The sequence below is a fragment of the Paraburkholderia sp. GAS33 genome, from assembly GCF_050436645.1.
Taxonomy (GTDB): Bacteria; Pseudomonadota; Gammaproteobacteria; order Burkholderiales; family Burkholderiaceae; genus Paraburkholderia; species Paraburkholderia phenazinium_B.
On the sequence record NZ_JBNDMP010000003.1, the window covers coordinates 143,922 to 167,815 of the forward strand.

Here is a 23,894-nt window from a genome sequence, read left to right on the forward strand (position 1 = left end):
TTAAAGCTAGCGCACACGCCACCATAGTTAGCTGAAATCTCATCAGTGCCCCGCGTCCAAACGCGTTTGTTTTGTAATGAGCAGGAGTATGGGGAGACGTCTACGGGCATGGAATGGGAAGAGTCTTAGAGTGGTGCCCGAAAAAGAAGAGAGCTAATGGGGCCCACCAGCGGCAGACCAGCGATGACATTGCGCAGGACCGCCACGAGCGTCGCAGCCCGGCGGTCCTCGCGACATCGGCGTATTACTTCAGGCCGAAGTCCACCCGCGTTGTGGCGCCCTTGTCCTTGATGCCTTGCGCGTCGAGTTTCGGTGCGACGATGAACACCCGGCTGCTGTCGATCTTGCCGTCGAAGTACTGCTGCACGCTCTGCGCGCGCTCCTGCGCGAGGTCGCGCAGGCTGGCATCGTTGATCGGCGCATGTTCGGCCAGGGCGCTCTTCATCTCGTCATCAGGCATGCTCTTCGTGAGGCCGACAAAATTGCGCGGCTTCTTGAAGTCGGCATCCTTATAGGCCTTGGTCAGATACTTGTCGTAATCCTTTGGATCAACCGTGACCGTCGACAGATCGACGCTTTCACCGTTCCCGACCACGTCCTTGATCTTTTCCTGCTTGACCAGCTTCTCCACATACTCCGTGCGCAAGGCCGGCGTGTCGACAGCCGGATCGACGCGTCCGATCACATCGATCCGGATCGAAGACTTGTCGGCCAGCGCCTTTGCAATGGTGTCGAGCTTCTTTTCCGCCGCGTCCGAAAGCTTCGCGGACCCGGCATCGAATTCGACGTAGCCCATTTCCTCACCACCTCCGCCACCGAACGCGTTTGCAAGCAGCGAGAATGGCGCGGTCACAGCCCGTTCCAGCAGATTCAACACCGCATGCCAGATCAGGCCGCCGATACTGAACTCCGGATTCGACAACGAGCCGGACACCGGAATGTTCACGTCGATCTCGCCCTTCGAGTTCTTCAATAGCGAAATCGCGAAGCGCACCGGCAGCTTGGTCGCTGTGTCATTGTCGATGTGATCGCCGAACGTCAGTTGATCGATGAAGATGTGGTTGTTCGCGCTCAACTGGTCGTTATCGAGCTTGTAGTGCAGATCGACGTTGAGCTTGCCCTTCGTGATCGGATAACCAGCGTACTTCGCCGAGTACGGCGTGAGGTTGGTCAGTTCGATATCGTGCGCGCTCGCGGTCAAATCGAGCGCAGGTTTGGCAATCAGCGGATTAACCGTGCCGCGAATCGATAGCGGGCCATTTGCCGCGAGCTTGGCGGAAACGTCCACCGGGGCGGACGTGGTCGATTGCGTGCCGAACGCGCCAATCGTCCCCTGAATCCCCACCAGGTTGGCCGTGAAGTTCGGCTTGATGAAGTTGTCGGTATACGTCACACGGCCCTGTTGAAGCACCAATTGGCCAAAGTGCAGCCGAACCGGACTAGCGGGCGGCTGTGGCTGCGCCTGGCCGGCAGCAACCGTCGCACCCGAAGCTGCCTTCGCGGACGCTACACGCGGCGCCGACGCACCCACAGACGCCACCGTGGATGCCGGCACCGACGCCGAAGCCACCGCAGGCTCCGAGGCCGGCACCACAGCCGCCACGCCAGCAGAAGCCGGCTCCGCGGGCTCAGGCGCCGTACCAGGCGTCAACGGCACCGGCTCCGTTTTGCTCTTGCTCCGCGTCAGCGATTGCGGCGTGCCGCCCCCTTCATGGGCCACCACATCCGTCAGATTGAGCTTGCCTTGCGGATCCAGCAACACACGCCCGTAGAAGTTCGAAAAGGTCACGCGTCCGGCGTCGACATCGGTGCCGTGTTCGTCGTAGTTCGCCTTCAGGTTAGTCAGCGCGAGCGATCCCCAGCCCGCGAACGAGTCCGAAGTCGCCTTGTCCAGCATGCGAACGTCGACGAGCGCCGCGTTGCCGCGATACGAAGCCTTCAGCGCTTTCGATGCCTGCGACATCGCCACATCGCCCTTCATGTTCAGCAACGCGCTCGCGATCGTCGCGTTGAGCTTGCCGCCGAAGTACGGCTCGAACGCAGCGGCATCCAGGCGGTTGGCATCCACTTTCAGCGCGAGCTTGAGCGGTGTCGCCGTGACGTCGCCCGTCACGCCAAGCGTGCCCTTGCGATTGAGCGTCGCCTGCAGATCGATCGGTAGAGGCTTGCTCAGATCGTCACTGATCTGCTGCACTTTCAGTTGCAGCGGCGAAATGGCGAGCTTGACCGGACGCGGCGTGCTGTTGTCGGTGAAGTTGGCCGTCGCGTCCTTCAGGCTCAGTTCGCCAATTGTGTAATGCCACGCCGGCCCCTGTTCCTGCGCCTGCTTGGCAGCGTGGATCGCGGTGCGTTGCTGCGCCTCCTGGTGCGGTCCGGCCAGCGCAGTGAGGTCGATGCTGCCGTCCTTCATACGCTGCGCGTTGATCACGAGACCGGTCACGTCGACGGCATTGACCGCCGCATTGCGACCCGGCACGTCCACCTGCTTGACGTCCACGTGACCCTGCGCGAGCGCCACCGCCGCCTCCTTGCCGCCGCGCGCTGCCAGTTTCAGCGATTGCAGGTCCAGTTGCGTTGCGCCCACTTGGATGTCGGGCGGCGACTTCGCCCAGTTGGCGCTGAGGTTGGTCGTCACGGAGAGCGCGCCGTCGGTCACCTGGGCGGCGGTCATGCTGTCGAGATACGGCTGCAGCATCGGCAACGGAAGCGACTTGAGGTCGATCTTCGAATCGGCGCTTTTGGTGACCAGACCGAGCGAGCCCGCCACATCCAGCGAACCCGGACTGTCCTTGAATGCCGTGCTCACCGTATAGCGTGCCGGCGCCTTCGCCATCGTCGAAAAGTCCGCCAGCGACACCGCGAGACTCTTCAGTCCCAGCGCGACCGGCCTCGACGCAGCGTCATCCTGAACGTTGACCGTGCCGTCGTTGAGCGTGAAGCGCTTGATCGCAAGGTCGAGCGGCGCAGCGGGTTTGGCTGCGCCAGCCGTCGACGATGCCGCTTCGGGCGCACTTGCACCTGCACCTGCACTTGCACTTGGGTTTGCACTGGCTGCCTGCGCCTCGCTGGCAGACACGGGCGCTCCCGCTGCCGCCGGCGGCGCAGCAAACGTCCGCTCGACGCTCAGCACACCGTCCTTGTCCCGCGCCAGATTCACGGTAGGCGTGTCGAGACGGATATCGTCGAAGTGATAGACGCTCTTCATCGGCTCAAGCGTGGCCGCCGCGACATGCAGCGCGTGCGCGGCAAAAAACGGCTGCTTCTTCTCATCGAGGACGTCGATATCGTTCAGGTCGACGGTACCGGTCACGCGCAACGAAGGCGCGTCGTCCGACATGATGAAATTGAGCTTGAGATCCGTCGAGAGCTTGCCCGCCTGCACCGTCACCGGCAACTTCTGCGGCGAGTACGAGAGCAGCTTCGGCACGTCCAGCCCATCGAACCGCAGCGACACGTCCGACTCGCGCGATGCGGCGAACGGCTTGGTCTTGCCATCGATCGCAAGCGGGCTGCCGTCGATGCGCGCGCGCAGCAGCGGTTCGACAAAGATGTCGGTTTTCGACGGCAACGTGGCGATAAACGGAATGCCGAGTTTCCACTGATCGATCACGTGCTTCACGCCGAGCAGGCGGTCATCGAAAGTGATCTGGCCGTTTTCGAGCCTGATGTTCGACACAGAGAACAGCGTCGGTTTGCTATCCGGCCTGGACGGCTGCTTGGCGAACTTCTCGATCAGATCCGTGAAATTGAAGCGCTGGGCGTCGTAGCGAACGATGGTGAAGCGCGGTGAATCGAGCTGCACTTCATCGACAATCGGCGCTGCGCGAAACAGCGAGCTCCACGACGGCTTCACGATCAACCGCGAGATATCGACGAAATCGCCCTGGCCGCCACGCTCGCCAATATGAATGCGATCCGCTTCGAGCCTGAGTGTGTACGGATTGAGCGCGATCCGGCCAATGGTCGCGGGCCGGTCGAGCTGTTTGCTGAGTTGCTGCTCGGCAATATGGCGAATCAGCGGCGGCGCCGCGAAGAAGCCAAACAGACCGAACAACACCAGGAAGATCAGCAGGCCGATCACGATACGGCGTGTACGACGCGCCTGCGCGACACCGCGCACGGCCTGCAGGGAAGATGTCAGAGTTGCTTTATTGAGGCTTGCCATGCTCGGTCATGGGTGATGCGGCGGCAAGCCCGCCGCGATAACTGGAGTCCTGCCTCGGGCAAGTATATGTCGTGAGACGTAGGCGGGATAGAAATGTAAGCCGAAAGCAAACAAACACCCGATGCGCATGGGCGCGCGCGAGCACAAAGTTTAGTCACGCGTTTGTGACAATCTTTGCAACGCTGCGAACCCGCGTTGCGGGTTCGGAAACAATTGATTTGCGGGCTACTTGACGGCGCTGCTGCGGAAGCAGCGAAGGTGTGCATCGCAATGGCGCGATGCACACCCCGTCATCATTGACGTACGACGGCGGGCGGTTGCCAGGTGCCGTCGGTGGCTTGCGGTTTGGGTGCGTAGAGTCGCAGCACGAGTTGAAGGTCGGTGCGCGGCGCCGGCAGCCAGTTGGCCGCCCGCACGTGCGCCGACGACACCACCACGTCAAGCGATCCGTCCCGGTTGCGGTGCGCGCCGTTGCGATCGCCGACGGCAAGCCGTGCCGGCGCGCTTTCACCGAGCGCGCCTTCCTTCGTGTAGGCCGTGATCGACCAGAAGCCGCGCACCGGCGGCAACTGGTTCGGCGCGAAATGGATCACATACCGGTTGGCGCCATTCAACGCGTGCCCGTCGCTATCCAGCGTGACCGTGGCGCGCACTTCGTCGTCTTTCGTGCCGATACCCGGCTGCTCGTAGGCTGCGTAAGCACGCAACGCGTAATCCGGACCGTAGTTGCCGACGCCGTCACCGAACCAGCTCCAGCCGTTCACGCTCAGCAGATTCGGCGGAGGCGTCACCACACGCTCACGACCGTCGGCCATCCCCTCGGTAATAACGTCCTTGGCGTTCGGCAGTTCGACCGGCTCACCAGGCTTCACGCCCAGATCAGCGAGGATCTTCAATGCGTGCGGATCGTCAGGCACAGACGGGTTGTCCTGCAACCCCTGCGCAAGCCGGTTGAAAAAGCCGCTCGCGTCGAGCGCGGCGACCTGCGCGGCCGGCGACCCGGATGCCGCCAACGCCGCAGCAGCCGCCGCGTTGCCACCCGGCGCGATCGACGCCGAACGCTTATCGCTCGCGTACGCGCTCAATGGTACGAGACGCATGCCGCGCTGCAGTTTGCGCACCGCCGTGACGTCGCGACCGGCGTTGGACTGGATCCGCACGGTCACCCACGCGTTGCGGGTCGGCACGTCAACGCGTTTGACGTTCGCCGGCAAATCGCCCTGCCAGCCAGGACCGACAAAGGCGATCGCCTGCTCCCTGATCCCGCTGGATCGCGGACCGATCTGGGCGCTGGTCGACCAGACCACGTTGGTCCACATATCGAGCGCGCGGGCATCGACGTAGCGGCCGTGCGAATCGGGCAGCGTCAGGATCACGGGTTCCGCGCTCAGGTCGAGCCAGCCGCTCGAATCGAACGTGTCGATACCGGGTGTGGGCGGATTCGCCGAGCCGACCGGCGGCAACGCCTGCGCGTGGCGCAGCGCATTGAGGGGCGCCTGACCCGGATCGGTGCCGACCGCGGCATCGCGCGCCGCTTCCATCAGCACGAGCGGGTAGCCGAACACGTAGGAGTCGGCCACCTCGTCCTTGATCCAGCCGGTGGGCTTGGGTGCGTCGATATGAGTCGAGGCACAGCCGGCGAGAAAGGCGAAGCCTGCGAACGAAGCGCAGGTCCAATGAAGCGAAAACAGTGTTCGGCGATTTTTTATCATTCGTTCAGGTGGCAGAACGTTCGGTCCAGGGACAGGCGTCGGTCGGCGGCGGCTCTGCCCACGTGGTTCCCAAGCCCCCGCGAACTCGCCACATATCTCGATCCCGACAACAACGGGTTGTATCGTATCCTTGACAGCTAGCAAGCGCAAAGGCACAACCACACCTTTTGCACAACTCGCACCTTCACGCCCCCGGAGCGCCCATGTACGTCCCTGCCCATTTCGAAGAGAATCGTCCAGAGGTCCTTCATCAACTCATCTCCGATCAGCCGTTCGGCACGCTCGTGACCACCGGTCCCAACGGTCTGGACGCGAATCATCTGCCGTTCGAATTCGCCCCGGCCGAAGGTTCGCACGGCAAGTTGCGGGCGCACGTGGCGCGGGCCAACCCGGTCTGGCAGGAAGTGGCTTCGCAACCGGACACGCTGGTGATTTTCCAGGGGCCGGCCGCCTATATTTCGCCGAACTGGTATCCGAGCAAGCACGAGGCGCACCGTCAGGTGCCTACGTACAACTACATGGTGGTTCACGCCCACGGCAAGATCGTCGTACGCGACGATGAAGCGTTCGTCCGCGGACTTGTGGCGCGGCTTACCCGCGCGATGGAGGCCAATGAGCCGCGGCCTTGGAAGATGGGGGACGCACCGGCTGACTATATTTCCCAAATGCTCGGGGCCATCGTTGGAATCGAGATCGAAGTTACGCGGCTGGTCGGCAAATGGAAGCTGGGTCAGAACAAGGAAGCACGCGACCGGCGTGGCGCGGTCGATGCGCTGCTGGCCGGCGGCGGCGAGGCGCAGGAGGCTGTCGCCGAGGCAATGCTGAACGCGCCACCGGCGTTTTAAATGTGGTTTGGCACGCGGTCTGGCCCCGGTCATTATTTTGGCTGATATTAGCCCTTGACCTTCCCATCATGGGAAGGTGAATACTGGGACTCATGATGCGGCCACATGCCGCCCGAGCCCAAACCATGACTGATCTTTCCATTCCCGAAGCCGCGACGCAGGCCAGCGCAGAACTCGAAATCAGCGGCATGACCTGCGCTTCGTGCTCGGCGCGGGTCGAAAAGGCGCTGGCTAAAGTGCCGGGCGTCGCGAGCGTGTCGGTCAATCTTGCGACTGAAAAGGCGACCGTCAATCTGAGCGATGCGGCCACCGGCGTCGATGCGCTCATTGCCGCGGTGACCAGGGCCGGCTATCGGGCGACACCCATTGTCGAAGAAGCCGCGCCGGCCGCGGCAACTTCCAGCGCACAACGCGCCGAGGACCGAACCCGCCGCGAACTCGTAGCCGTCGTGATCTCCGCACTGCTGACGCTGCCGCTCGTCTTGCCGATGATCGGCGAAGGATTCGGCGGCAGCTTCGCACCGCACGGCATCGGCGCGATGGTGCCCCCATGGCTACAGTTTGCGCTCGCCACGGTCGTGCAGTTTGCGTTCGGCGCGCGGTTTTACCGGGCGGCGTACCGTGCAGTGCGGGCCGGCGCGGGAAATATGGACCTGCTGGTTGCGCTCGGCACCTCGGCGGCGTACGGCATCAGCGTCTACGAACTGGTCGCCCACCCGGGCAGCGCGGCACATCTCTACTTCGAGGCCTCGGCGGTCGTGATTACGCTCGTGCGCTTCGGCAAGTGGCTGGAAGCACGCGCCAAGCGTCAAACTACCGACGCGATCCGCGCGTTGAACGCGTTGCGGCCCGAGCGAGCGCGCATCCGCGTCGGCGAGAAGGAACATGAGTTGCCGCTGGCACAGGTGCAGGTCGGCATGATCGTCGTCGTGCGACCCGGCGAACGGGTGCCGGTCGATGGCGCGGTGTTCGAAGGCCGGACTCACATTGACGAATCGCTGATTACCGGTGAGAGCCTGCCCGTGCCGAAGCAGCCGGACGACCCGGTCACGGCCGGCTCGATCAACGGCGAGGGCGCGATCACCATCACGACGAAGGCGATCGGCGCGGAGACCACGCTGGCGCGGATCATTCGCCTCGTCGAAACGGCGCAGGCCGAAAAGGCGCCGATCCAGCGGCTGGTGGACCGGGTAAGCGAGATTTTCGTACCTGCGATTCTGGTAATTGCGTTGCTCACGCTAGTCGGCTGGCTGATCGCCGGCGCGGGCGTCGAAACTGCGATCCTCAACGCGGTCGCCGTGCTGGTGATTGCCTGCCCGTGCGCGCTGGGCCTGGCGACGCCCGCCGCGATCATGGCGGGCACCGGTGTAGCTGCGCGCCACGGAGTGCTGATCAAGGACGCAGAAGCGCTGGAAATCGCGCATCGAGTGAACCTCGTCGCGTTCGACAAGACCGGAACCTTGACCGTGGGACAACCGTCGCTGACGGCGTTCGAGCCGATCGGCATGGCGCACGACGAGGCGCTCGCATTGGCGGCGGCCGTGCAGCGGGATAGCGATCATCCGCTTGCGCGGGCAGTGGTCAAGGCTTATGAGGGCACGCGCCGCGAGGATGCCGCGTCCGGCCACGCCCTTGCGGCAGTGGCCTCCGGGGCGAACTCTGAAGCGACCTCTTCCAGCCGCTCCCTCCTTGGAGCATCCTCCAAGGCGCGCGCTGTGCCGGGACGTGGCGTCGAAGCCGAGATCGACGGCCGGATTATCGCGATCGGCAGCAGCCGCTGGCTCAAGGAACTGGGCATCGTGCTGACACCCGAACTCGCCGCCCGCGCCCAACAACTTGAACACGCAGGCAACACTGTCTCGTGGCTGATGAGCTACGCGGACCATGCGAACAGCGAAGACGCCAACGCCGCGCCCGCGCGAGCACTCGCGTTGCTCGCCTTTGGCGACACCATCAAGCCGAGTGCACGCGCGGCGATCGAACGCCTCAAGCAAATGGGTATCCGCAGCGTGCTCCTGACCGGCGACAACGAGGGCAGCGCGGCCAGCGTCGCGGCGGCGCTCGGTATCGACGAATTCCACGCCCACGTGTTGCCCGAGGATAAAGCGCGTGTGATCCGCGATCTGAAGATCCGCACCGCCGGCATCGTCGCGATGGTAGGCGACGGCATCAACGACGCCCCGGCCCTTGCCGCAGCAGACCTCGGCATTGCCATGGCGACCGGCACAGACGTCGCCATGCATGCCGCGAGTATCACGCTGATGCGCGGTGACCCCGCACTCGTCGCCGACGCAATCGACATCTCGCGCCGCACCTGGCGCAAGATTCAGCAAAACCTGTTCTGGGCGTTCGTCTACAACCTGATCGGCATTCCGCTTGCCGCGTTCGGCTTGTTAAATCCCATGCTGGCAGGCGCGGCAATGGCGTTTTCAAGCGTGAGCGTCGTGACCAATGCGCTGTTGCTGCGCACCTGGCGGCGCAAAGACGACTACTTGACTACTTGATGTGCGCAAGCCCTATGTCTTTAGGGTTGCGGAAAGCGCTCGCCACCTTGTCGCATTCACTTTGCGGCACGCCATATTCGTCGAACCAGGTTCGCCACTCACGCACGACGCTCGCGATCTCATTGATGTATGCCACAGCGTCGCCGGCCAGGATACCGAACTGGCCGGCAGCAGAAAGCGCGTTCTCGAGCGTAGCGAGCCGGCCTTTCTGGCCGACGCCAAGAACCAGATATCGTTGTGTGGCGACCTGAGGTTTCGGCACTACGTCGTACAGGTCACTCAAGCGCCAGCCGTTCCTTGCACCGTCCCAAACGAATGCATGGTTGCGCAAATGATCGTCGTCATTCGACACGAGCACATTGAACACCATCCGCTTGAAAAGCTCGACCTTATCGAGCGCAACAAAGCCGCTGGCACCATGATTGTTCAGAACCTCGGCGAGATCGGCGTACCGCGCCGCCGCCGTATCGCTCTCGTGCAGCCTTAACATAGTCAACGCGCTGACCATATGACGGCGTGCGAACCCGCCTGTCGCCAACGGCAACCGGTCGAAGCGTTCGAAGCGTTCGATCAGCATCACATCGCGCCCATCGGCAAGCCGCACGTGCGCGAGATCCGGCACGCGCAGGCCGCATTGACGCGCGAGTTGCAATGTCGCCCTCTCGATCAGCGGCACGTTGAAACCGTCATTGATTGCCGGGAACTTGGCCACCCACTGCCGCGCCTTGTCGAGCACGACGGCTTTAGGCCGCGCGCCCCCAAATGTTGCGCCGACCGTAAAGTACACGTCGAGATTGCGCGGCACAGGTCTGCCCTCCTGAATCATCGCGGACGCATCGAGCAGATACTTCAGGTCTTTCGCGTCGGGCAGTTTGCCGATTTGCGCCGGCGCCGTTGGCGAGTCTCGAAAATCGAGCGCTCCTGTTCTATGCGGGCCTGCGTGGGCCAGGTAGTCAGTCTCCGGCAGCGAATTCGGTTCGGCGTCGAGACTGTTTTCGATTACGCGCCGTCCCCACGAGTCGGGTGCGGAGTCCCTTATGGCGCCGAAGAGAGCGAGCCCCGCCGGCGGTTCGAACGTGACAGGCTTACCTGTTCTGTTCGCTTCGACCAGCGCCAGGCTTTCAGGGTCTACGGCAATCGCGTTTTTGCGCTCCCGGTATCGGTTGCCATATACGAAAGTTGAACGCACGGGCCTGATACCCTGCTCATAGATGGTAAGCAGGCCGGCGGGAACGGCCCCACTCTCGCCGTCGAGACAGATGAAGACAGTTTTCGTCCAGTCCGTTATTTCAGAAGTCGTACGGATCATCCTTTACCTTGCTCCTGCGAGGCCGCTTGCGCGCCTCGGCCTTTCGTTTCGACTCCCCTACGACGTCGGCTTGCGGAAGCGACAAGGGCTCAAGCAGCCCAAGCAAGCCGGCTCGTTCCAAGGCCTGAAGCCACGCCAGAAAATTAACCGACACGTCACCTCTCTCTATTCGCATCAGCGTGCTCGGACTGATGCTGGCCCTCTCTGAAAAGTCCTGTCGACTCATGTTCCGGGCAATACGAGCCGCGGAGATTGCCGAACCTAGCGCTTCGGAGCGGCGTCTCAAGTCCGGGGAGACAAATTCCTTGTTCTGGCGTCGCATAGGTCTATGTTGACAAATTAGGCGGGTTATTTGATCAACATAGACCAAATTTTACAGTTAATCAAGTTGCCAACTCAAACAGCATTAGTCTATCCTGACCAAATATGGGCCTTATTTTGTCAACATAGACTAAATAACCCCTCCAAAATCGTCGGGACTGGGCTTTCCATCTGCGCCCGCAGCTTGCGCTGTCCAGTTGTATCCCTCCCCGCTGCAAACGTTTCCGATCTCAAGAAATCAGCTGATCTGCCGTAAAAAGAGCAAGGGCGCACTTTGTATCGGCGCACGGCTGCGCTCTATTCCTCTCATCTTCTTATCCGCAGAAACCCATGGAAATACTCTCTTTGCGTCGCGCCAGCGTCGGGGCCAGGCTCGCCATGCTTTCGTGCACGCTGGTCGCGCTGATCTTTGCCGCGTTCACGTGGGCGCTGACCCGCTCGGCCGGTGAACAGGTGAGCGAGCAGGTGCTGGCCCGTATTGCCGAGAAAGACCGCTCGATCGCCGCAATGATCGCCCTGTTCAACCAGGGTCTGTCAGCCGAAGTTGGCCGTTCGATGACACTGTTCGCCAGTCTGCTGCCGGCCACGTACACGCTCGACGAATCGCAGAAAGTCGACATCAACGGCGTCGCGACACCCACCATTAAAGCCGGCGACAAAGTCCTCAATATGGACTTCTCGATCCCCGACCAATTCCTGCAAAGCAGCGGCGCCATCGCCACCGTATTCGCGCGCACCGGCGACGACTTCGTGCGCGTCACCACGTCGCTGAAGAAGCAGGACGGCAGCCGGGCCATCGGCACGCTGCTCGACCGTAAAGGCCCGGCCTACGGTCTGATCGTTGCAGGCAGAACCTTCACCGGTCTCGCCACGCTGTTCGGCAAGCGTTACATCACGCAGTACCGGCCCATCACGGACGCCAGCGGCAAGGTGATCGGCGCGTTCTTCGTCGGCGTGGACGTGGGCGCGCAGATCCAGTCGGTTCAAGACGGCATCCGTCAGCTCAAGATCGGCGACAGCGGCTATTACTTCGTGCTCGACGCGTCGAACGGTGCGGACCGCGGCAAGTTACTCGTGCATCCGGCCGCCGCCGGCCAGCTCGCCGACGACACCAACGCACCGTACAAGCAGATGCTCGACATGCAGCAAGGCCAGCTCGAATACCGCTCGGCCGACGCGACACTCGGCGAGAGCTCGGCGCAAGACAAATACGTGTCGTTTGCCACGGTGCCGGAATGGCACTGGCTGGTGGGTGGGATTGCACCGCGCGATGAAGTGATGGCCGAGGTCAAAGCGACCCGTAACCGCTTCCTGCTGATTGGCCTCGCGCTGGTCGTCGCGTTCGCCGTGGTTTTCCTGATCGCCGTGCGGCGTCTGGTAAGTCGTCCGATCGAGGAAGCCGCCAAGGCGTCCGAGCGTCTTGCCGCGGGCGATCTGAGCGTGCGGCTCGTGGATGGGAACAACGCCCGCGCCGATGAGATCGGGCGCTTGATGCTGGCGATAGATGGCATCGGCGAGGGCATTGCGCGCATTGTGGTCCAGGTGCGCAATGCGTCGTCCGACATGACGCAAGGCACCGCGAAGATCGCCACCGACAGCGGCGATATCGCCTCGCGCATCGCCGTGCAGGCGAGCAGCCTCGAAGAAACTGCCGCGAGCATGGAACAGATGACGTCGAACGTCCAGCAGAACGCGGACCACGCCGCACAGGCCAATACACTCGTGACGAGCGCCTCTGAAGCAGCACTGGAAGGCGGCCGCGCAGTGGAACGCGTCGTCTCGACGATGGGCGACATCACGCGCTCTTCGCAGAAAATATCCGACATCACCAGCGTGATCGAGAGCATTGCGTTTCAGACCAATATCCTCGCGCTGAATGCAGCGGTCGAGGCCGCGCGCGCCGGCGAACACGGCCGGGGATTCGCAGTGGTCGCATCCGAAGTGCGTGCACTTGCTCAACGCAGCGCTGCTGCCGTGAAGGAAATCGAAGCGCTGATCGGAGAATCGACCGCGCGGGTCCAAAGTGGCTTCAAGATCGCCGAGGAGGCGAGCGCGACGATGCATGGCATCGTTGAACGGGTCGGCCAGGTGCGCGCGATCATGGGTGAAATTAGCGTCGCGTCGCGCGAGCAGTCGGGCGGCATCGAACAGGTGAATATCGCCGTTACGCAGATCGGCGAAGCGACCCAGCAGAACGCCGCGATTGTCGGCAACGCAGAACAGGCCGCCGCAGAACTACGCGATCAAGCCGCACGGCTCGCGCAGGTGGTGAGCGTGTTCAAGCTGGACGCAGGGCGTCGGGAGTGATCCGGAGCCCTGCCGTCCGACGTGCGCCGGGCCTAAGCGAAACGCGAAGTTGTGAGGGTGCTTAGAATTCGACGTCCAGCTCATCGATCTCGTCGATTTCCTGCTGCGCGTCGGCGATCCATTGCTGCATCTCCGGCAGCGCGAGGATGCGCTGTCCGTATTCGACGATATCCGGGTCAAGCTTGACGTCATAGGTGACAAAGCGGGTCACCACAGGCGCATACATCGCATCGGCGACACTACGTTCTCCAAACAGATAAGGGCCGCCGTATTGCTCGAGACACTCGCGCCAGATTGCGACGATCCGGTCGATGTCGGACTGCGCGCGTGCCCACACCTTGAAACCTGGAAAGTGCGCCTTGAGGTTCATGGGCAGTGCCGAGCGCAACGAACCAAACCCCGAATGCATCTCGCCGCTGATCGCCCGGCAGTGTGCCCGGGCACGCCGGTCGTCCGGCAACAGCTTCGCATCGGGCTGCACCTCGTTGAGATACTCGGCTATCGCCAATGTGTCCCACACCTTGATGCCGTCGTGAAACAGACAAGGCACGAGAATCGATGGCGAAAGCAGGAGCAGTTCGGCGCGCGCGCTGGGGTCATCCACCGGCATCACGATCTCTTCGAAAGACAATCCGCTGAACTTCGTCAGTAGCCAGCCCCGCAGGGACCATGACGAATAGTTCTTGCTGCTGATGGTGAGCGTCGTATTCGCCATACCAATCTCCTCCTAAGCGGGAGCCCTGTCTGTGCTGCCCATGGTGTCGGGTCGCCCTATGCACGCTGTGGTGCGTGCACGCACCAAACCGCGGCAAAACGAGCACCCTGCTCGCAATGGTGCAAATGCTATGCCAGCGTGGGCGGGTGCCGGGCACTGCCTGGCGCATTGGCACACGTATTGCCTCTATTCGGGCTCCTTCCTTTTGGGCATTCGTGCGAAGGCTATGAACCTGTTCGCATATCCCGCTTACCAGGCGTTTGCCGACCTGATGCTTCCGGCCCGGCACGGCGCGGCGCTTATCAATCATTCGTTGAACGCATGGCCGGCGTTCAGCGAGACGCCACACGGCCGTTCGCTACGTGCGTCTTGCGACCTGATCACGCTGGCCGGTCTGACGCACTCGAGACCACCGTTCGAGCTGGACATCATCGAAGTGGACGGCAAGCCCATCAAGCTTGTCGAAGAGGTCGCAGCGCGCACGCCGTTCTGTTCGCTGCTGCATTTCCGCAAGGAACAGGCCGCCTCACCCGCTCAGCCGCGCGTGCTGGTGATTGCGCCGATGTCCGGCCACTTCGCGACCCTGTTGCGGGGCACCGTCAAGACGATGCTCGCCGAGCACGACGTCTACATCACCGACTGGCACAACCCGCGCGACGTCCCGTTGTCGCAGGGACGCTTTGGCTTTGAGGAATTCGTCCAGCACATTATCGACTTCGTTGAAGCAATTGGTCCCGGTACCCATCTGTTGGCGGTTTGCCAGCCTACGGTTGCCGCCCTCGCGGCGGTGTCGCTGATGGCCGCGGACGACCATCCCGCGCAGCCCGCGAGCATGACGCTTATGGCTGGACCGCTCGATACGCGCATCAATCCGACGAAGGTCAACGCGCTCGCCAAGAGCAAGCCGATTGAATGGTTCGAACGCAATCTGATCAGCGCGGTGCCGTTCGGTTTTGCCGGCGCACACCGCCGCGTGTATCCCGGCTTCGTGCAGCTCAACGCGTTCATGGCGATGAATCTTGGCCGTCACCTCGATTCGTTCGAGACGATGTATTACGAGCGCGCCAAAGGCGATCCGGCCAAGGCGGACACCATCCGGATCTTCTACGAGGAGTACTTCGCAACAATGGATCTGACGGCAGATTTCTATCTGGAAACCGTCGAGACCGTATTTCAACGCCATGCGTTGCCGCTGCATGAGCTGGAGGTGGGCGGACGCCTGATCGAACCGTCGAAGATTCGCCGCACGGCCTTGTTAACCGTCGAGGGTGAGAAGGACGATATCTGCGCGGTCGGCCAGACGCTCGCGGCGCAAGATATGTGCGACAAGCTTCGGCCCTATCTGAAAACCCATCATGTGCAGACGGGCGTCGGCCATTACGGGGTGTTCAACGGCCATCGTTGGGAGCGGCATATCTATCCACGTGTGCGGGCAGTGATCTACGACAACGAGCCGCGTGCGGTCGCGGTCAGCTCACGTGCACAGGCGATCCGGCCAGTGCCTGTGGCAGCGGCGCCGATTGCCGCGCCAGCCGCATCTGCTGTAACGGCGGCGGCTACGGACGCGTCGTCTTCGGGTAAAGCGTCGCTGGCATCGCCACGAAGCAACGTCGCTTGAGTTGAACCGGTACGAGCCGCTTCGTTGCCTGCGCCCTACCGGCGGCCTGATACGATTTCCGCCTCGTTCAAGCCGTTACGCTTTTCCACGGCGTGACGGCCGGGACGTCGCACGGCCCCTCGACGTCGATCGATTTGAAATCCGCGGGCGAAACAATTTCGATGTACTCCATATCTTCGGAGTAGTCGAACAGGTAGTGAACGATGCCGGGCGCCTGATGGACGCAATCGCCGGCGGCGACAAGCGTCTCCTTCTCGCCATACATGAAGCGCGCCCAGCCCTTCAGCATGATCACAATGTGGAAATCGGCCTCATGACGGTGCCAGCCGGTGCCTTGCTCTGGTGCATGGTTCGCCTTCACGAGCTGCGCCAGAACCTTGCCTCCCGTCGCTTGCGCGATGCCGAGATCGCGGTAGAGAAAGAAGTCGCGCAACCCCTGGTCCTCATACGAAGTGTCTTGCGGACGGACATGCGAAAACTGTGTGGCGAATTCGGTAGACATGATCGCGCTCCAGGAAGATGAACGGGCAAGGAAAACGGCACGGTGAGCGCCGTTTTCAAGCATCAAGCGTTCCAGCTTCGCTGGTGGCTATTGTCAAACCGGCGAACCACAATGGTTCACGCAGTCGGGCGGATCATCTGAAACATCTCGCCGATCTGCGCATAGTCGGCGCGATAGCCCGCGCGCATGATCGGCTGGGCCGCGTGCGTGTCGAACAGACCGTCCTTGAGATAGGCATTCTGGATATGGACGCCGACCACCTGGCCGAGGGCGAGGTAGTTATCCATCGGTGTTCCGTCGAGGGAGTTCAGGCGCACGATCTGTAGCAGCTTGCATTCGAGCGCTGCGGGCGATTCGCCGACGTGCGGCACCGAAACGCTGCGGCCCGGCACCGGCGTGAGTCCGGCGAGCTGGAATTCGTCGACCTCGGGGGCAACCGGTGCGGAGCTGCGGTTCATCTGCTCGGCGAGCGGCCTGGTGGCGAGATTCCAGACGAATTCGCCGGTTTCCTCGATATTGCCGATGCTGTCTTTGCGGCCTTCACTGCAGAAACCGATGATGGCCGGGAAGGTCGCGAAGGCGCCAAAGAAGCTGTACGGCGCCAGGTTGAGGTGGCCGGCAGCACTGCGGGTCGAGATCCAGCCGATCAGGCGCGGAGCAACGATCGCCTTGAACGGATCGTGCTTGAGACCGTGGCCTTTGGCCGGGTCGTAGAAGTAGGTGTCGTTCATGTTGGAGGGAGCGGTTGTCTGGAACTTTTGGGTTAATTGCATGGCTGGCGCCGGTTTCGTGTCTGGCGGCCTGGTTTGTGGAGCGGTGTCGCAAACCCTTCGGGCTTCACGGCATCGACCATCCGGATCACGGCGGATCAACCGCGGCTAATCACTTTTTTGCGTCCTTCCTTCACCTGCGCCAGATGCGCATCGTCCCAATCATAAAAGCCGGCGCCGCTGCGAACGCCTACGCGCCCCACACCGACCTGCTTGCGTAAAAGATCGAGTACGTCCTCATCTTTTGCGAGTTCAGGCATCAAGTGGGAAGCGATATCGAGGAAGGTGTCGAGGCCGCCGAGGTCGGCGCCCTCGAGCGGTCCCACGACACCCCAGCGGCGTCCAAGCGAAGCCTTCACCACACGATCCACCACCTCCGGCGTCGCCGCGCCCGAGCGCACGATGTTGAGCGCCTCACGGAGCACGGCAAACTGCAGGCGGTTTCCGACAAAGCCCGGTATCGCCTTCGTCAGCACAACCGGTTCCATGCCGATGCGGCTCATCAAGGCCACCGTCTGCTGGGTAACGTACGGGTCAGTGAGCGTGCCGGGCACCACCTCGACGAGCGGAATCATATGCGGAGGATTCCAGAAATGCGCGATCAGGAAGCGCTCTTTGTGACGCAATGGAGCGGCGAGCTGATCGGGAGTAAAGCCGCTGGTATTGCTGGCGAGAATGGTGTCGTCAGCAAGCAGTTGAGCGAGCGACGCGTAAACGCGATGCTTCAGCTCCAGTACCTCGGGGATCGCTTCGATGACGAATTGCGCGGCCGCCATCGTTTCGAGCGTAGTGTGCGTTTCGATGCGCGCGAGGGCCGCGCGCTTGGCTGCTGCATCAATGCGGCCAGCGTCGATCAGTTCGTCGAGCACCGCTTCCGCTTTGGGCGCGACGCTGGCGAGACGCGCTGCGTCGACGTCATGCACGATCGTCCGATATCCATGCAACGCGCTCTGCGTCGCAATACCCACGCCCATCAGGCCCGTGCCTACCACACCTACTACTGCGTTATCCAAGCTGCTCTCCCGCTGGGGCGTCGATGAAAGCGTTTAAGGATAGCGCAGAGGCGGGATTTGCGACGGACGGGCTGACGTCAACCTCGCTCGCTGCCTTGTGATGGCTGTCGCATCATGGCGGCGGCTCCGGCTAGATGAGTCCAGGCGAAAGCGCCAAGAAAAGCAGAGAACACATAGCGGAAATAAAAAACCGCCCGAAGGCGGCCTAATCACTTAGGAAGTCACAGTGCTTCGAGCAGTCTCAGTGTCTCTGGATGTTTCTCGACCAGCTTGATCAAAACGGCCGCTTGCGCATTGGGCTTTGCCTTTCCTTGCTCCCAATTCTGATACGTACGCTGATTAACGCGCAAACGTCGAGCCATCACCGCCTGCGATGCGTGTAGCGCCTCTCGAACAGTTCTGATTTCCTCCGGCGAAACGTCAAGTGCGTCAGGAACCTCGACGTCTACCGTGCGCAGCGTCAGTTTGCCTTCGCGTTCGCCGGCAAGTTCAGCCATGCCTTCCTTCAATTCGGCAAACAGGTTCCGCTTCATCGTGCACTCCGTTGCGCAATTTCGACTTCGAGCATGCGCGCCAGCTCTTTGCGCTCGTCGTTCGTTAGATCGCTCATTTCGTCTTTGTCGTAGAGCGTGAACATCCAGAATTGGAAGCCACCGACCCAATAGTAGTAAATCACGCGCAGACCGCCACGCTTGCCCTTGTTTCGCCGCTTATCGGCAAAACGAAGCTTGCGCAGACCACCCGTGCCTCTAATGACATCTCCAGCGCCAGGCTCGGCAAGCAACTCTTCTTGCAAAAACCTGTATTCATCATCCGACAGATAGTCGCTACGATGCTTCCGGAATGCTACCAACTCGACAAAAACGGCTCTCATCTCGAAATATACGCTATTTGCGCATATTTTAGCAATCTGGCGACCTAGGCGGAATTGCAAAACGACAAAGCCGGCCCCTCATCATGAGAGACCGGCCTCGTCAGACCTCACATCGGCGCCAAAGGCGCCGTTACCACCGCACCATTACTGACGGTGGTCGTCGTGCCGATACGGATCCCGATCGTGCGGGTGGTGACGCATCCAGTCGTCGTGCGCCCAATAACGATGGCCGTCCCAATAACGGTCGCCGTGCCAGCCGATATCGATCTGCACGCCCACCGGGATCATTCGCGGTTGGTCATAAGTTGCAACCGGGCCCGGCGCCGAAATCACGACGCGGTCTGCCTGTGCGAAAGCGCTGCCTGCGGTGAGCAATGCGCCGCCAGCTACCAGAGCGGCGAGGATGGTACGCGATGTCTTGTTCAACGTTTTCATAGTGAGACCTCCGATTCAAGGTTTGCTCAGGTGCAGGCTGGCTGATCGCCACGACGCCCGGTGCCCTGCGCTTGAAAACAACTTTAACGGGGCCAAACGATTAAAGACGTGAGCGCTTGTAAGAAGAAGTATCAATATTCGGGGATCGATGAACGAGCCTTTCCGTCGGGAAAGTGCAAGCTTTTTCGCACGTTGGCGAGCCCCTCTACGCCGATCCAGCGCGCTACGGCAGTCAGTCATCGTTACATTCATTTCGGCGTTGAAATATTCAGCAATGCATTCGAAAGCCCTGTTTTTTCTTCTGACAGCTAATTCAGGCCCGTAGATGCACGAATGCCAGGCCGTAAACGAACAAAAGCCACGGCAAGGCCGTGGCTCGTATGCAGCAGCGCGCGCCAAGGGCGCGCACCCGGCGCGGCTCACCGCGCCAGACCTGAGCGAATTAGTCGCTCAGCTTGATGCCGAACAGCGTGGACTGCGCACGACGCTGACGTTCAGCTTCGCGGCTACGCGCTTCGTACGAGTAATCCGAATCCATCGGCAGATGGGGCGACGCGAAGAGGTCGCTGACCTTTTGGAACAATGCAAAGATAACGCTCATGGCGACTCCCGGTTGATTGGTTGCTAGGGTTTTCCCTTAAGAAGCATTATAGGGGTTTTCCCTAGGGAAAAGCTAGTGCGTTGCAACATTTTTTGACTGTGGTCGCTTGTCGCACCCATTCGACGGGATGTTGCGTTGCGTCATTACAACAAGAAAGCTATGCCGGCGCGCAGGCGAACAACACGCGATTCGGCCCTATCAGCTCCGCGATCATTGCAGCGTACTGGGGTGCGCCTTCCTTGTCCGCGCGGTTTTCGCCGCTGCGACACGCTTGCGCGGATTGACGACGGCTGCGTCCAACGTACCCCGCGCGGCATTTTCGGTACGGACCAGCGTGGCGCTAACGACCGATACCAGCAGTGCCGGCAACGTCTTTGCGGGGTCGGTCGGGGAATTCGCGGCGGTGCCGCTCGCCAGAAACTCGACATTCAATGCCCAGTGACCCTCGTGGATGCCTTGGGCGCGCAGCAGCGCCTGAATCAGTTCGTCGATTGAAAATTTGTGTTCGCTGGTCGCCATCTTGCGCTCGTCAGAAAGCCGGCCGGGGGTCCGGCCATCGTTTGTGCTTTGACAATGCAAGTTTAAATCCCGCGATTCGCCTCAGGAGGCGTGCTGGCGTCGCCTCGCCTTACCGCACCTATCATTTGCGAGCGTCGGCGCGCCGTGTCTTTGAAAGCGGCGTGGTGGCTTGGCCTTGCGAGACGACAAGAGGGGCAACAGGTCGAGCGGGCGACGGATGCCGCAAGCGGCATCGCGTCTTCCGACCCGATTCGATCAGTGGGCAGCGGGAAGCGCTTTAGGCTTGTGCGCGTGCGTGTGCGCTTTTCGCTTGCTGGCGGGTGCAGCAGCAGGCGCCGCGGTAGCAACAGCGGGAGGAGGCGTCGCAATCGGCGCCGCGGCAGTAGACGCGGCACCTGCTACCGGATTCGCCATTGCGAGGTGTGCGTCGAGCAGGCTCGTCATTGCCGTCTGCTCGTTCTGCATCAACTGTTCGATACGGTGCTGCTGCGCCGTGGTTTCACGAGTCAGACGCATCAGCAGAACGGTCTGCGTGATGCCGATCGCCACAGTCATCAGCAGCGCCCCGACGACGATCGACAGCATCCATTTCATCCGGCGCGTATGGTCGGTCGCCGCGTGGCGCTGATCGGAGATCACGCCGTACAGCGCGTCGACTGTGTCGGCGAATGCCGTCGCGCGAGCCCGGTCGAGTTCCGGTGCGCTCGCCGGCGGGGTGGATAATCCCGCCGCGTCGTTGGGCAAGGGCTTGGCCTCCTCCGTCGTGGGCCCAGTCGACGCGCGATCCAATGCCTCGCCGTTCACATCCGCCGTCTCGCTGGAGGCGGTTGCTGGCTTCGCAAAGCTTGCAGCAATGCGCTGAGACGGCAAAGCCGCCGGCTTAGAGTTGTCGGCCGTGGAGGTCGGCGTAGTCGGTGGGCTCGGCGTAGTCGTGGCGATCGACGTAGCCGGCACAGTCGGGCTGAACGATGAATCGCCGCTCGGACGCCGTGCGGTCACGCTGCGCACCAGGCTCGCCGCCGCCATCGACGGTGAGACGAGCGTCGAGCTAACAGCCGGCGAGGTCTGCTGCGAATCGTCCACCCGTACCGCCTGCCCATCCGCCACGTCTACCACTTCAGGCACCACCCCGCCAGCGCCCGCAGCATCGGAAGATAAATCCTTAGGCGCACTCACTTTCTGCGTCGGCTCGATACGTTCAAACCCGGCCAACGGCACCGCCGCATAAGCCGCCTCGGTCCTCTCACGCGGCGCACGGCGCGCCGCCCGCGCTTCGGACGAAGTGCTCGCCGCGCCCTCCAGACTGGTCGCCGCACCAACCGCAGCCAGTACAACGTCCGGCAATTCAAAGCCATGCAGCGTGCCTTGCCGGATGTCGATATTCATCGCCTCCAGCGTCGCGCGGGTGGGATCGTCGGGGAACATGTCGAGCGTGCTGTCGTCGCGCGACGCGTCGCTCAGTTGGGCTAAGCGCTGCGCCGAGCGGGCAGCGCGTGCCAGTTTATTTTCGGTCTCGGTGGAGACGGTATTGGCGCGCCGCTTCTTCGAGCCGGCGCGGGGTGTACGAGACTGCGTGGATGCTGCGGAATCTGCCATAGAGAAAGAAGCGGTCGTCGCCGGCCACCGGGCGCCGAATGCCGCTACAAAATGCCATCAGTTTTTTCGAGAGCGCATTGTCTCATGGCCAACCGCGCCAGCTAAAGCCCATCGCCGATTTAAACCGTCGGATCGTCCTCGCGAAGCTCCTTGACGCAAGGCAGTTCACGCAAGCGATCGCGAATCGCAGCATATTCGGTTGAGGAGACCCGGTGCAGCGTGATCATCACCACATCAAACTCGGGCGCATCGTCGCTCTGTTGCATCACGAACTGTTTGACACGCGGGCTCGCCGCGCCGAGCGCATCGTGCAGCGAGTGAAACGTGAGCGCACCGCGCTCGACCAGCAACGTCAGCTGACGCCGCTGCTTGACTGTGATGAAACGCCGCTCGAGCGGTTTGATCCCCGCCAGGATGATCAGGATGATGATGGTCGCCGCGATCGACGCCGTGTACATACCACCGCCCACCGCCAGCCCGATCGCCGCCACCGACCACAGGCTCGCCGCAGTCGTCAGTCCGCGCACGATCTCGCCGCGCATCAGGATCGAGCCGGCTCCCAGAAAGCCGATACCGGAGACCACCTGGGCAGCCATCCGCGAGGGATCCAGTACGACGTTCTGGGCGCCGAGCACATCGGCAAAACCGAACGCGGAGACAATCATGATGAGCGCCGAGCCGACGCACACCAGCATGTGCGTGCGCAAGCCCGCGGCCCACGACAGCCGCTCACGCTCGATACCGATGACGCTGCCAAGCGCCGCGGCCAACACCAGCCGCGAGACCAGTTCGACATTGCCCAGCATGGTCGTTCCTCCTTATCTGAAATTATTGGAACCGCACTTGAGACGGTCGCAAACGTGCCCTCGCTGGCGGTTTGCTTTATGCTTGGACCCGCGCTGCCTTGCCGGACCCAGCGCCCGCAACCTTGTACGGCTCTACCCCCAAGCAGATTCATAGCATGAACACACCCGCCTCCGCGATCACCCTTGCCGCCGCCCTGCGCGATCATTTTGCACGCGTCGTTCTGCCCATCTGGCGCGGGCCGGGCTTCAACATTGCATTGAAACTGCCGTACGAGGCAGTTAGCGCGGAAGGCCACCGCCCCCTGCCGGCCGAACGCTACCGCGCGATGGCTTGCGCACGGCAATTGTTCGTTTTCTCCCAGGCAGGTGATACGGCCCACGCCGAAGGCTTGTTCGATGCGCTCGTGCACTACTTTCAAGACAAGCAGCGGGGCGGATGGTTCTATAGCGTCGATTCAGAAGGTACGCCGCTCGATACGACCAAGGACCTCTATACACACGCTTTCCTGGTCTTCGCGTGTGCCGAATACGGCTCGCGTTCGGGCAATCGGGATGCGCTGGACCTGGTGCACAGTACGTCGGCGCTGATCGAAGACCGCTTCGCGGCGCAGGATGGCCTGCTCAACGCCGCGTTGGACGCAACGTTTTCGACGGTGACCGGCACGCCTGTGCAAAACCCCTTGATGCACCTCACGGAAGCGTGGCTCGCCGCGCGCGCAGCGACCGGCGATAGCGCATTCGACACCGCTTTGCGCAAGCTGGCCGGCGCCATCGAACGCACTTTCGTGCACGCGCCGACGGGCTCCATCGCGGAACTGCCGTTAGGAGCGGATGACAATCGTCTGGAGCCGGGGCACCAGTTCGAATGGTTCTGGTTGGTCAAGCAGGCAGGTGCATTGCTGGAAGGATCGGGGCTCGACGAGGCTCTGACGCGCGCTTTTGACTTTGCGCAACAGCATGGCGTCGATCCGGTGACAGGCGGCGTCGCTGCATCGCTCGACGAAGCTGGTCGCGTCAAGGACGCGACACAGCGGATCTGGGCACAGAGCGAATATCTGCGCGCTCTAGCTACACGCAATGACGACGCGGCGCGCGCCGTCTTGCCGGGGCAAATCGAGCATTTCCAGCAACGCTTTCTGCACCCGCAAGGATGGTACGAGTGCAAAACGGCTACAGGCGAGGTTTCGCGCGCCGACATGCCGTCGACGACGCCTTATCATCTCGCCACCGCGTATGCAGCGCTGCCGGCCTGACGCGGCTAGATCTGGATAAACCTAAGAAA

The 23,894-nt window shown here is 62.1% G+C and carries 20 protein-coding genes; 5 read left to right on the forward strand and 15 right to left on the reverse strand.

Annotation, left to right across the window (positions count from 1 at the left end):
* Window positions 1-244: 244 nt before the first annotated feature.
* Window positions 245-4,165, reverse strand: coding sequence for a DUF748 domain-containing protein (locus P3T24_RS10855; protein ID WP_429434472.1), 3,921 nt, complete (start codon window positions 4,163-4,165; stop codon window positions 245-247).
* Window positions 4,166-4,458: 293 nt separating this feature from the next.
* Window positions 4,459-5,877: a DUF1254 domain-containing protein gene (locus tag P3T24_RS10860; protein ID WP_429405800.1), complete on the reverse strand. Its 1,419-nt coding sequence runs from the start codon at window positions 5,875-5,877 to the stop codon at window positions 4,459-4,461.
* A gap of 203 nt (window positions 5,878-6,080) precedes the next feature.
* On the opposite strand from P3T24_RS10860, the gene P3T24_RS10865 reads away from it, so the two are divergent.
* Window positions 6,081-6,722, forward strand: coding sequence for an FMN-binding negative transcriptional regulator (locus P3T24_RS10865; protein WP_429434474.1), 642 nt, complete (start codon window positions 6,081-6,083; stop codon window positions 6,720-6,722).
* Between the two features lie 95 nt (window positions 6,723-6,817).
* Window positions 6,818-9,226, forward strand: a complete 2,409-nt coding sequence (locus P3T24_RS10870; protein ID WP_429435286.1) for a heavy metal translocating P-type ATPase — start codon at window positions 6,818-6,820, stop codon at window positions 9,224-9,226.
* Here the strand turns inward: P3T24_RS10870 and P3T24_RS10875 are convergent.
* A complete protein-coding gene (locus tag P3T24_RS10875) occupies window positions 9,219-10,535 on the reverse strand; it encodes a type II toxin-antitoxin system HipA family toxin (RefSeq protein ID WP_429434476.1) in 1,317 nt (438 codons plus the stop codon). The genes P3T24_RS10870 and P3T24_RS10875 overlap by 8 nt on opposite strands.
* Window positions 10,516-10,857: a helix-turn-helix domain-containing protein gene (locus P3T24_RS10880; RefSeq protein ID WP_143787632.1), complete on the reverse strand. Its 342-nt coding sequence runs from the start codon at window positions 10,855-10,857 to the stop codon at window positions 10,516-10,518. Before P3T24_RS10880 ends, P3T24_RS10875 begins: the two co-directional genes overlap by 20 nt.
* A gap of 329 nt (window positions 10,858-11,186) precedes the next feature.
* Here P3T24_RS10880 and P3T24_RS10885 point away from each other — a divergent pair, with 329 nt between their 5' ends.
* Window positions 11,187-13,163: a methyl-accepting chemotaxis protein gene (locus P3T24_RS10885; protein WP_429434478.1), complete on the forward strand. Its 1,977-nt coding sequence runs from the start codon at window positions 11,187-11,189 to the stop codon at window positions 13,161-13,163.
* A gap of 61 nt (window positions 13,164-13,224) precedes the next feature.
* On the opposite strand, the gene P3T24_RS10890 is transcribed toward P3T24_RS10885, so the two are convergent.
* Window positions 13,225-13,878: a glutathione S-transferase family protein gene (locus P3T24_RS10890; protein WP_429434481.1), complete on the reverse strand. Its 654-nt coding sequence runs from the start codon at window positions 13,876-13,878 to the stop codon at window positions 13,225-13,227.
* Between the two features lie 226 nt (window positions 13,879-14,104).
* On the opposite strand from P3T24_RS10890, the gene P3T24_RS10895 reads away from it, so the two are divergent.
* A complete protein-coding gene (locus tag P3T24_RS10895; protein WP_429434484.1) occupies window positions 14,105-15,496 on the forward strand; it encodes a polyhydroxyalkanoate depolymerase in 1,392 nt (463 codons plus the stop codon).
* Window positions 15,497-15,563: 67 nt separating this feature from the next.
* Here P3T24_RS10895 and P3T24_RS10900 read toward each other — a convergent pair whose 3' ends face one another.
* The 10 genes from P3T24_RS10900 to P3T24_RS10945 all read right to left on the reverse strand — a co-directional run bounded on the left by P3T24_RS10900 (window position 15,564) and on the right by P3T24_RS10945 (window position 22,612).
* Window positions 15,564-15,998 carry a cupin domain-containing protein gene (locus P3T24_RS10900; RefSeq protein ID WP_429434486.1) on the reverse strand — a complete coding sequence of 145 codons (435 nt, stop codon included), beginning with the start codon at window positions 15,996-15,998 and terminating at the stop codon, window positions 15,564-15,566.
* A 116-nt stretch (window positions 15,999-16,114) separates the two neighbouring features.
* Window positions 16,115-16,729 (reverse strand): flavin reductase family protein, encoded by a 615-nt coding sequence (locus P3T24_RS10905; RefSeq protein ID WP_429435288.1) that lies wholly within the window; start codon window positions 16,727-16,729, stop codon window positions 16,115-16,117.
* Window positions 16,730-16,866: 137 nt separating this feature from the next.
* The gene (locus P3T24_RS10910) at window positions 16,867-17,742 is read right to left on the reverse strand and encodes a 3-hydroxyacyl-CoA dehydrogenase family protein (RefSeq protein ID WP_254369070.1); all 876 of its coding nucleotides are present in this window, start codon (window positions 17,740-17,742) and stop codon (window positions 16,867-16,869) included.
* A 260-nt stretch (window positions 17,743-18,002) separates the two neighbouring features.
* Window positions 18,003-18,314 (reverse strand): helix-turn-helix domain-containing protein, encoded by a 312-nt coding sequence (locus tag P3T24_RS10915; protein WP_074266654.1) that lies wholly within the window; start codon window positions 18,312-18,314, stop codon window positions 18,003-18,005.
* Window positions 18,311-18,655, reverse strand: coding sequence for a toxin (locus P3T24_RS10920; RefSeq protein ID WP_074266655.1), 345 nt, complete (start codon window positions 18,653-18,655; stop codon window positions 18,311-18,313). Before P3T24_RS10920 ends, P3T24_RS10915 begins: the two co-directional genes overlap by 4 nt.
* A gap of 144 nt (window positions 18,656-18,799) precedes the next feature.
* The gene (locus tag P3T24_RS10925; RefSeq protein ID WP_074266656.1) at window positions 18,800-19,090 is read right to left on the reverse strand and encodes a hypothetical protein; all 291 of its coding nucleotides are present in this window, start codon (window positions 19,088-19,090) and stop codon (window positions 18,800-18,802) included.
* Between the two features lie 442 nt (window positions 19,091-19,532).
* Entirely contained in the window at window positions 19,533-19,691 is a 159-nt protein-coding gene (locus P3T24_RS10930) for a hypothetical protein (RefSeq protein WP_167379418.1), read from the reverse strand.
* A 210-nt stretch (window positions 19,692-19,901) separates the two neighbouring features.
* The gene (locus P3T24_RS10935; RefSeq protein ID WP_074266657.1) at window positions 19,902-20,210 is read right to left on the reverse strand and encodes a hypothetical protein; all 309 of its coding nucleotides are present in this window, start codon (window positions 20,208-20,210) and stop codon (window positions 19,902-19,904) included.
* A gap of 255 nt (window positions 20,211-20,465) precedes the next feature.
* Window positions 20,466-21,806: a hypothetical protein gene (locus tag P3T24_RS10940; RefSeq protein ID WP_429434488.1), complete on the reverse strand. Its 1,341-nt coding sequence runs from the start codon at window positions 21,804-21,806 to the stop codon at window positions 20,466-20,468.
* A gap of 119 nt (window positions 21,807-21,925) precedes the next feature.
* Complete coding sequence (locus P3T24_RS10945) at window positions 21,926-22,612, reverse strand: MgtC/SapB family protein (RefSeq protein ID WP_074266659.1); 687 nt, start codon at window positions 22,610-22,612, stop codon at window positions 21,926-21,928.
* A gap of 155 nt (window positions 22,613-22,767) precedes the next feature.
* On the opposite strand from P3T24_RS10945, the gene P3T24_RS10950 reads away from it, so the two are divergent.
* The gene (locus P3T24_RS10950) at window positions 22,768-23,865 is read left to right on the forward strand and encodes an AGE family epimerase/isomerase (protein WP_429434490.1); all 1,098 of its coding nucleotides are present in this window, start codon (window positions 22,768-22,770) and stop codon (window positions 23,863-23,865) included.
* The last annotated feature ends 29 nt before the right edge of the window (window positions 23,866-23,894 follow it).

Bases quoted from the DNA above. Each gene is read 5' to 3' on its own strand.
- P3T24_RS10855 (WP_429434472.1), bottom strand. From the start codon at position 4,165: ATGGCAAGCCTCAATAAAGCAACTCTGACATCTTCCCTGCAGGCCGTG.
- P3T24_RS10860 (WP_429405800.1), bottom strand. From the start codon at position 5,877: ATGATAAAAAATCGCCGAACACTGTTTTCGCTTCATTGGACCTGCGCT.
- P3T24_RS10865 (WP_429434474.1), top strand. From the start codon at position 6,081: ATGTACGTCCCTGCCCATTTCGAAGAGAATCGTCCAGAGGTCCTTCAT.
- P3T24_RS10870 (WP_429435286.1), top strand. From the start codon at position 6,818: ATGCGGCCACATGCCGCCCGAGCCCAAACCATGACTGATCTTTCCATT.
- P3T24_RS10875 (WP_429434476.1), bottom strand. From the start codon at position 10,535: ATGATCCGTACGACTTCTGAAATAACGGACTGGACGAAAACTGTCTTC.
- P3T24_RS10880 (WP_143787632.1), bottom strand. From the start codon at position 10,857: ATGCGACGCCAGAACAAGGAATTTGTCTCCCCGGACTTGAGACGCCGC.
- P3T24_RS10885 (WP_429434478.1), top strand. From the start codon at position 11,187: ATGGAAATACTCTCTTTGCGTCGCGCCAGCGTCGGGGCCAGGCTCGCC.
- P3T24_RS10890 (WP_429434481.1), bottom strand. From the start codon at position 13,878: ATGGCGAATACGACGCTCACCATCAGCAGCAAGAACTATTCGTCATGG.
- P3T24_RS10895 (WP_429434484.1), top strand. From the start codon at position 14,105: ATGAACCTGTTCGCATATCCCGCTTACCAGGCGTTTGCCGACCTGATG.
- P3T24_RS10900 (WP_429434486.1), bottom strand. From the start codon at position 15,998: ATGTCTACCGAATTCGCCACACAGTTTTCGCATGTCCGTCCGCAAGAC.
- P3T24_RS10905 (WP_429435288.1), bottom strand. From the start codon at position 16,729: ATGAACGACACCTACTTCTACGACCCGGCCAAAGGCCACGGTCTCAAG.
- P3T24_RS10910 (WP_254369070.1), bottom strand. From the start codon at position 17,742: ATGGGCGTGGGTATTGCGACGCAGAGCGCGTTGCATGGATATCGGACG.
- P3T24_RS10915 (WP_074266654.1), bottom strand. From the start codon at position 18,314: ATGAAGCGGAACCTGTTTGCCGAATTGAAGGAAGGCATGGCTGAACTT.
- P3T24_RS10920 (WP_074266655.1), bottom strand. From the start codon at position 18,655: ATGAGAGCCGTTTTTGTCGAGTTGGTAGCATTCCGGAAGCATCGTAGC.
- P3T24_RS10925 (WP_074266656.1), bottom strand. From the start codon at position 19,090: ATGAAAACGTTGAACAAGACATCGCGTACCATCCTCGCCGCTCTGGTA.
- P3T24_RS10930 (WP_167379418.1), bottom strand. From the start codon at position 19,691: ATGAGCGTTATCTTTGCATTGTTCCAAAAGGTCAGCGACCTCTTCGCG.
- P3T24_RS10935 (WP_074266657.1), bottom strand. From the start codon at position 20,210: ATGGCGACCAGCGAACACAAATTTTCAATCGACGAACTGATTCAGGCG.
- P3T24_RS10940 (WP_429434488.1), bottom strand. From the start codon at position 21,806: ATGGCAGATTCCGCAGCATCCACGCAGTCTCGTACACCCCGCGCCGGC.
- P3T24_RS10945 (WP_074266659.1), bottom strand. From the start codon at position 22,612: ATGCTGGGCAATGTCGAACTGGTCTCGCGGCTGGTGTTGGCCGCGGCG.
- P3T24_RS10950 (WP_429434490.1), top strand. From the start codon at position 22,768: ATGAACACACCCGCCTCCGCGATCACCCTTGCCGCCGCCCTGCGCGAT.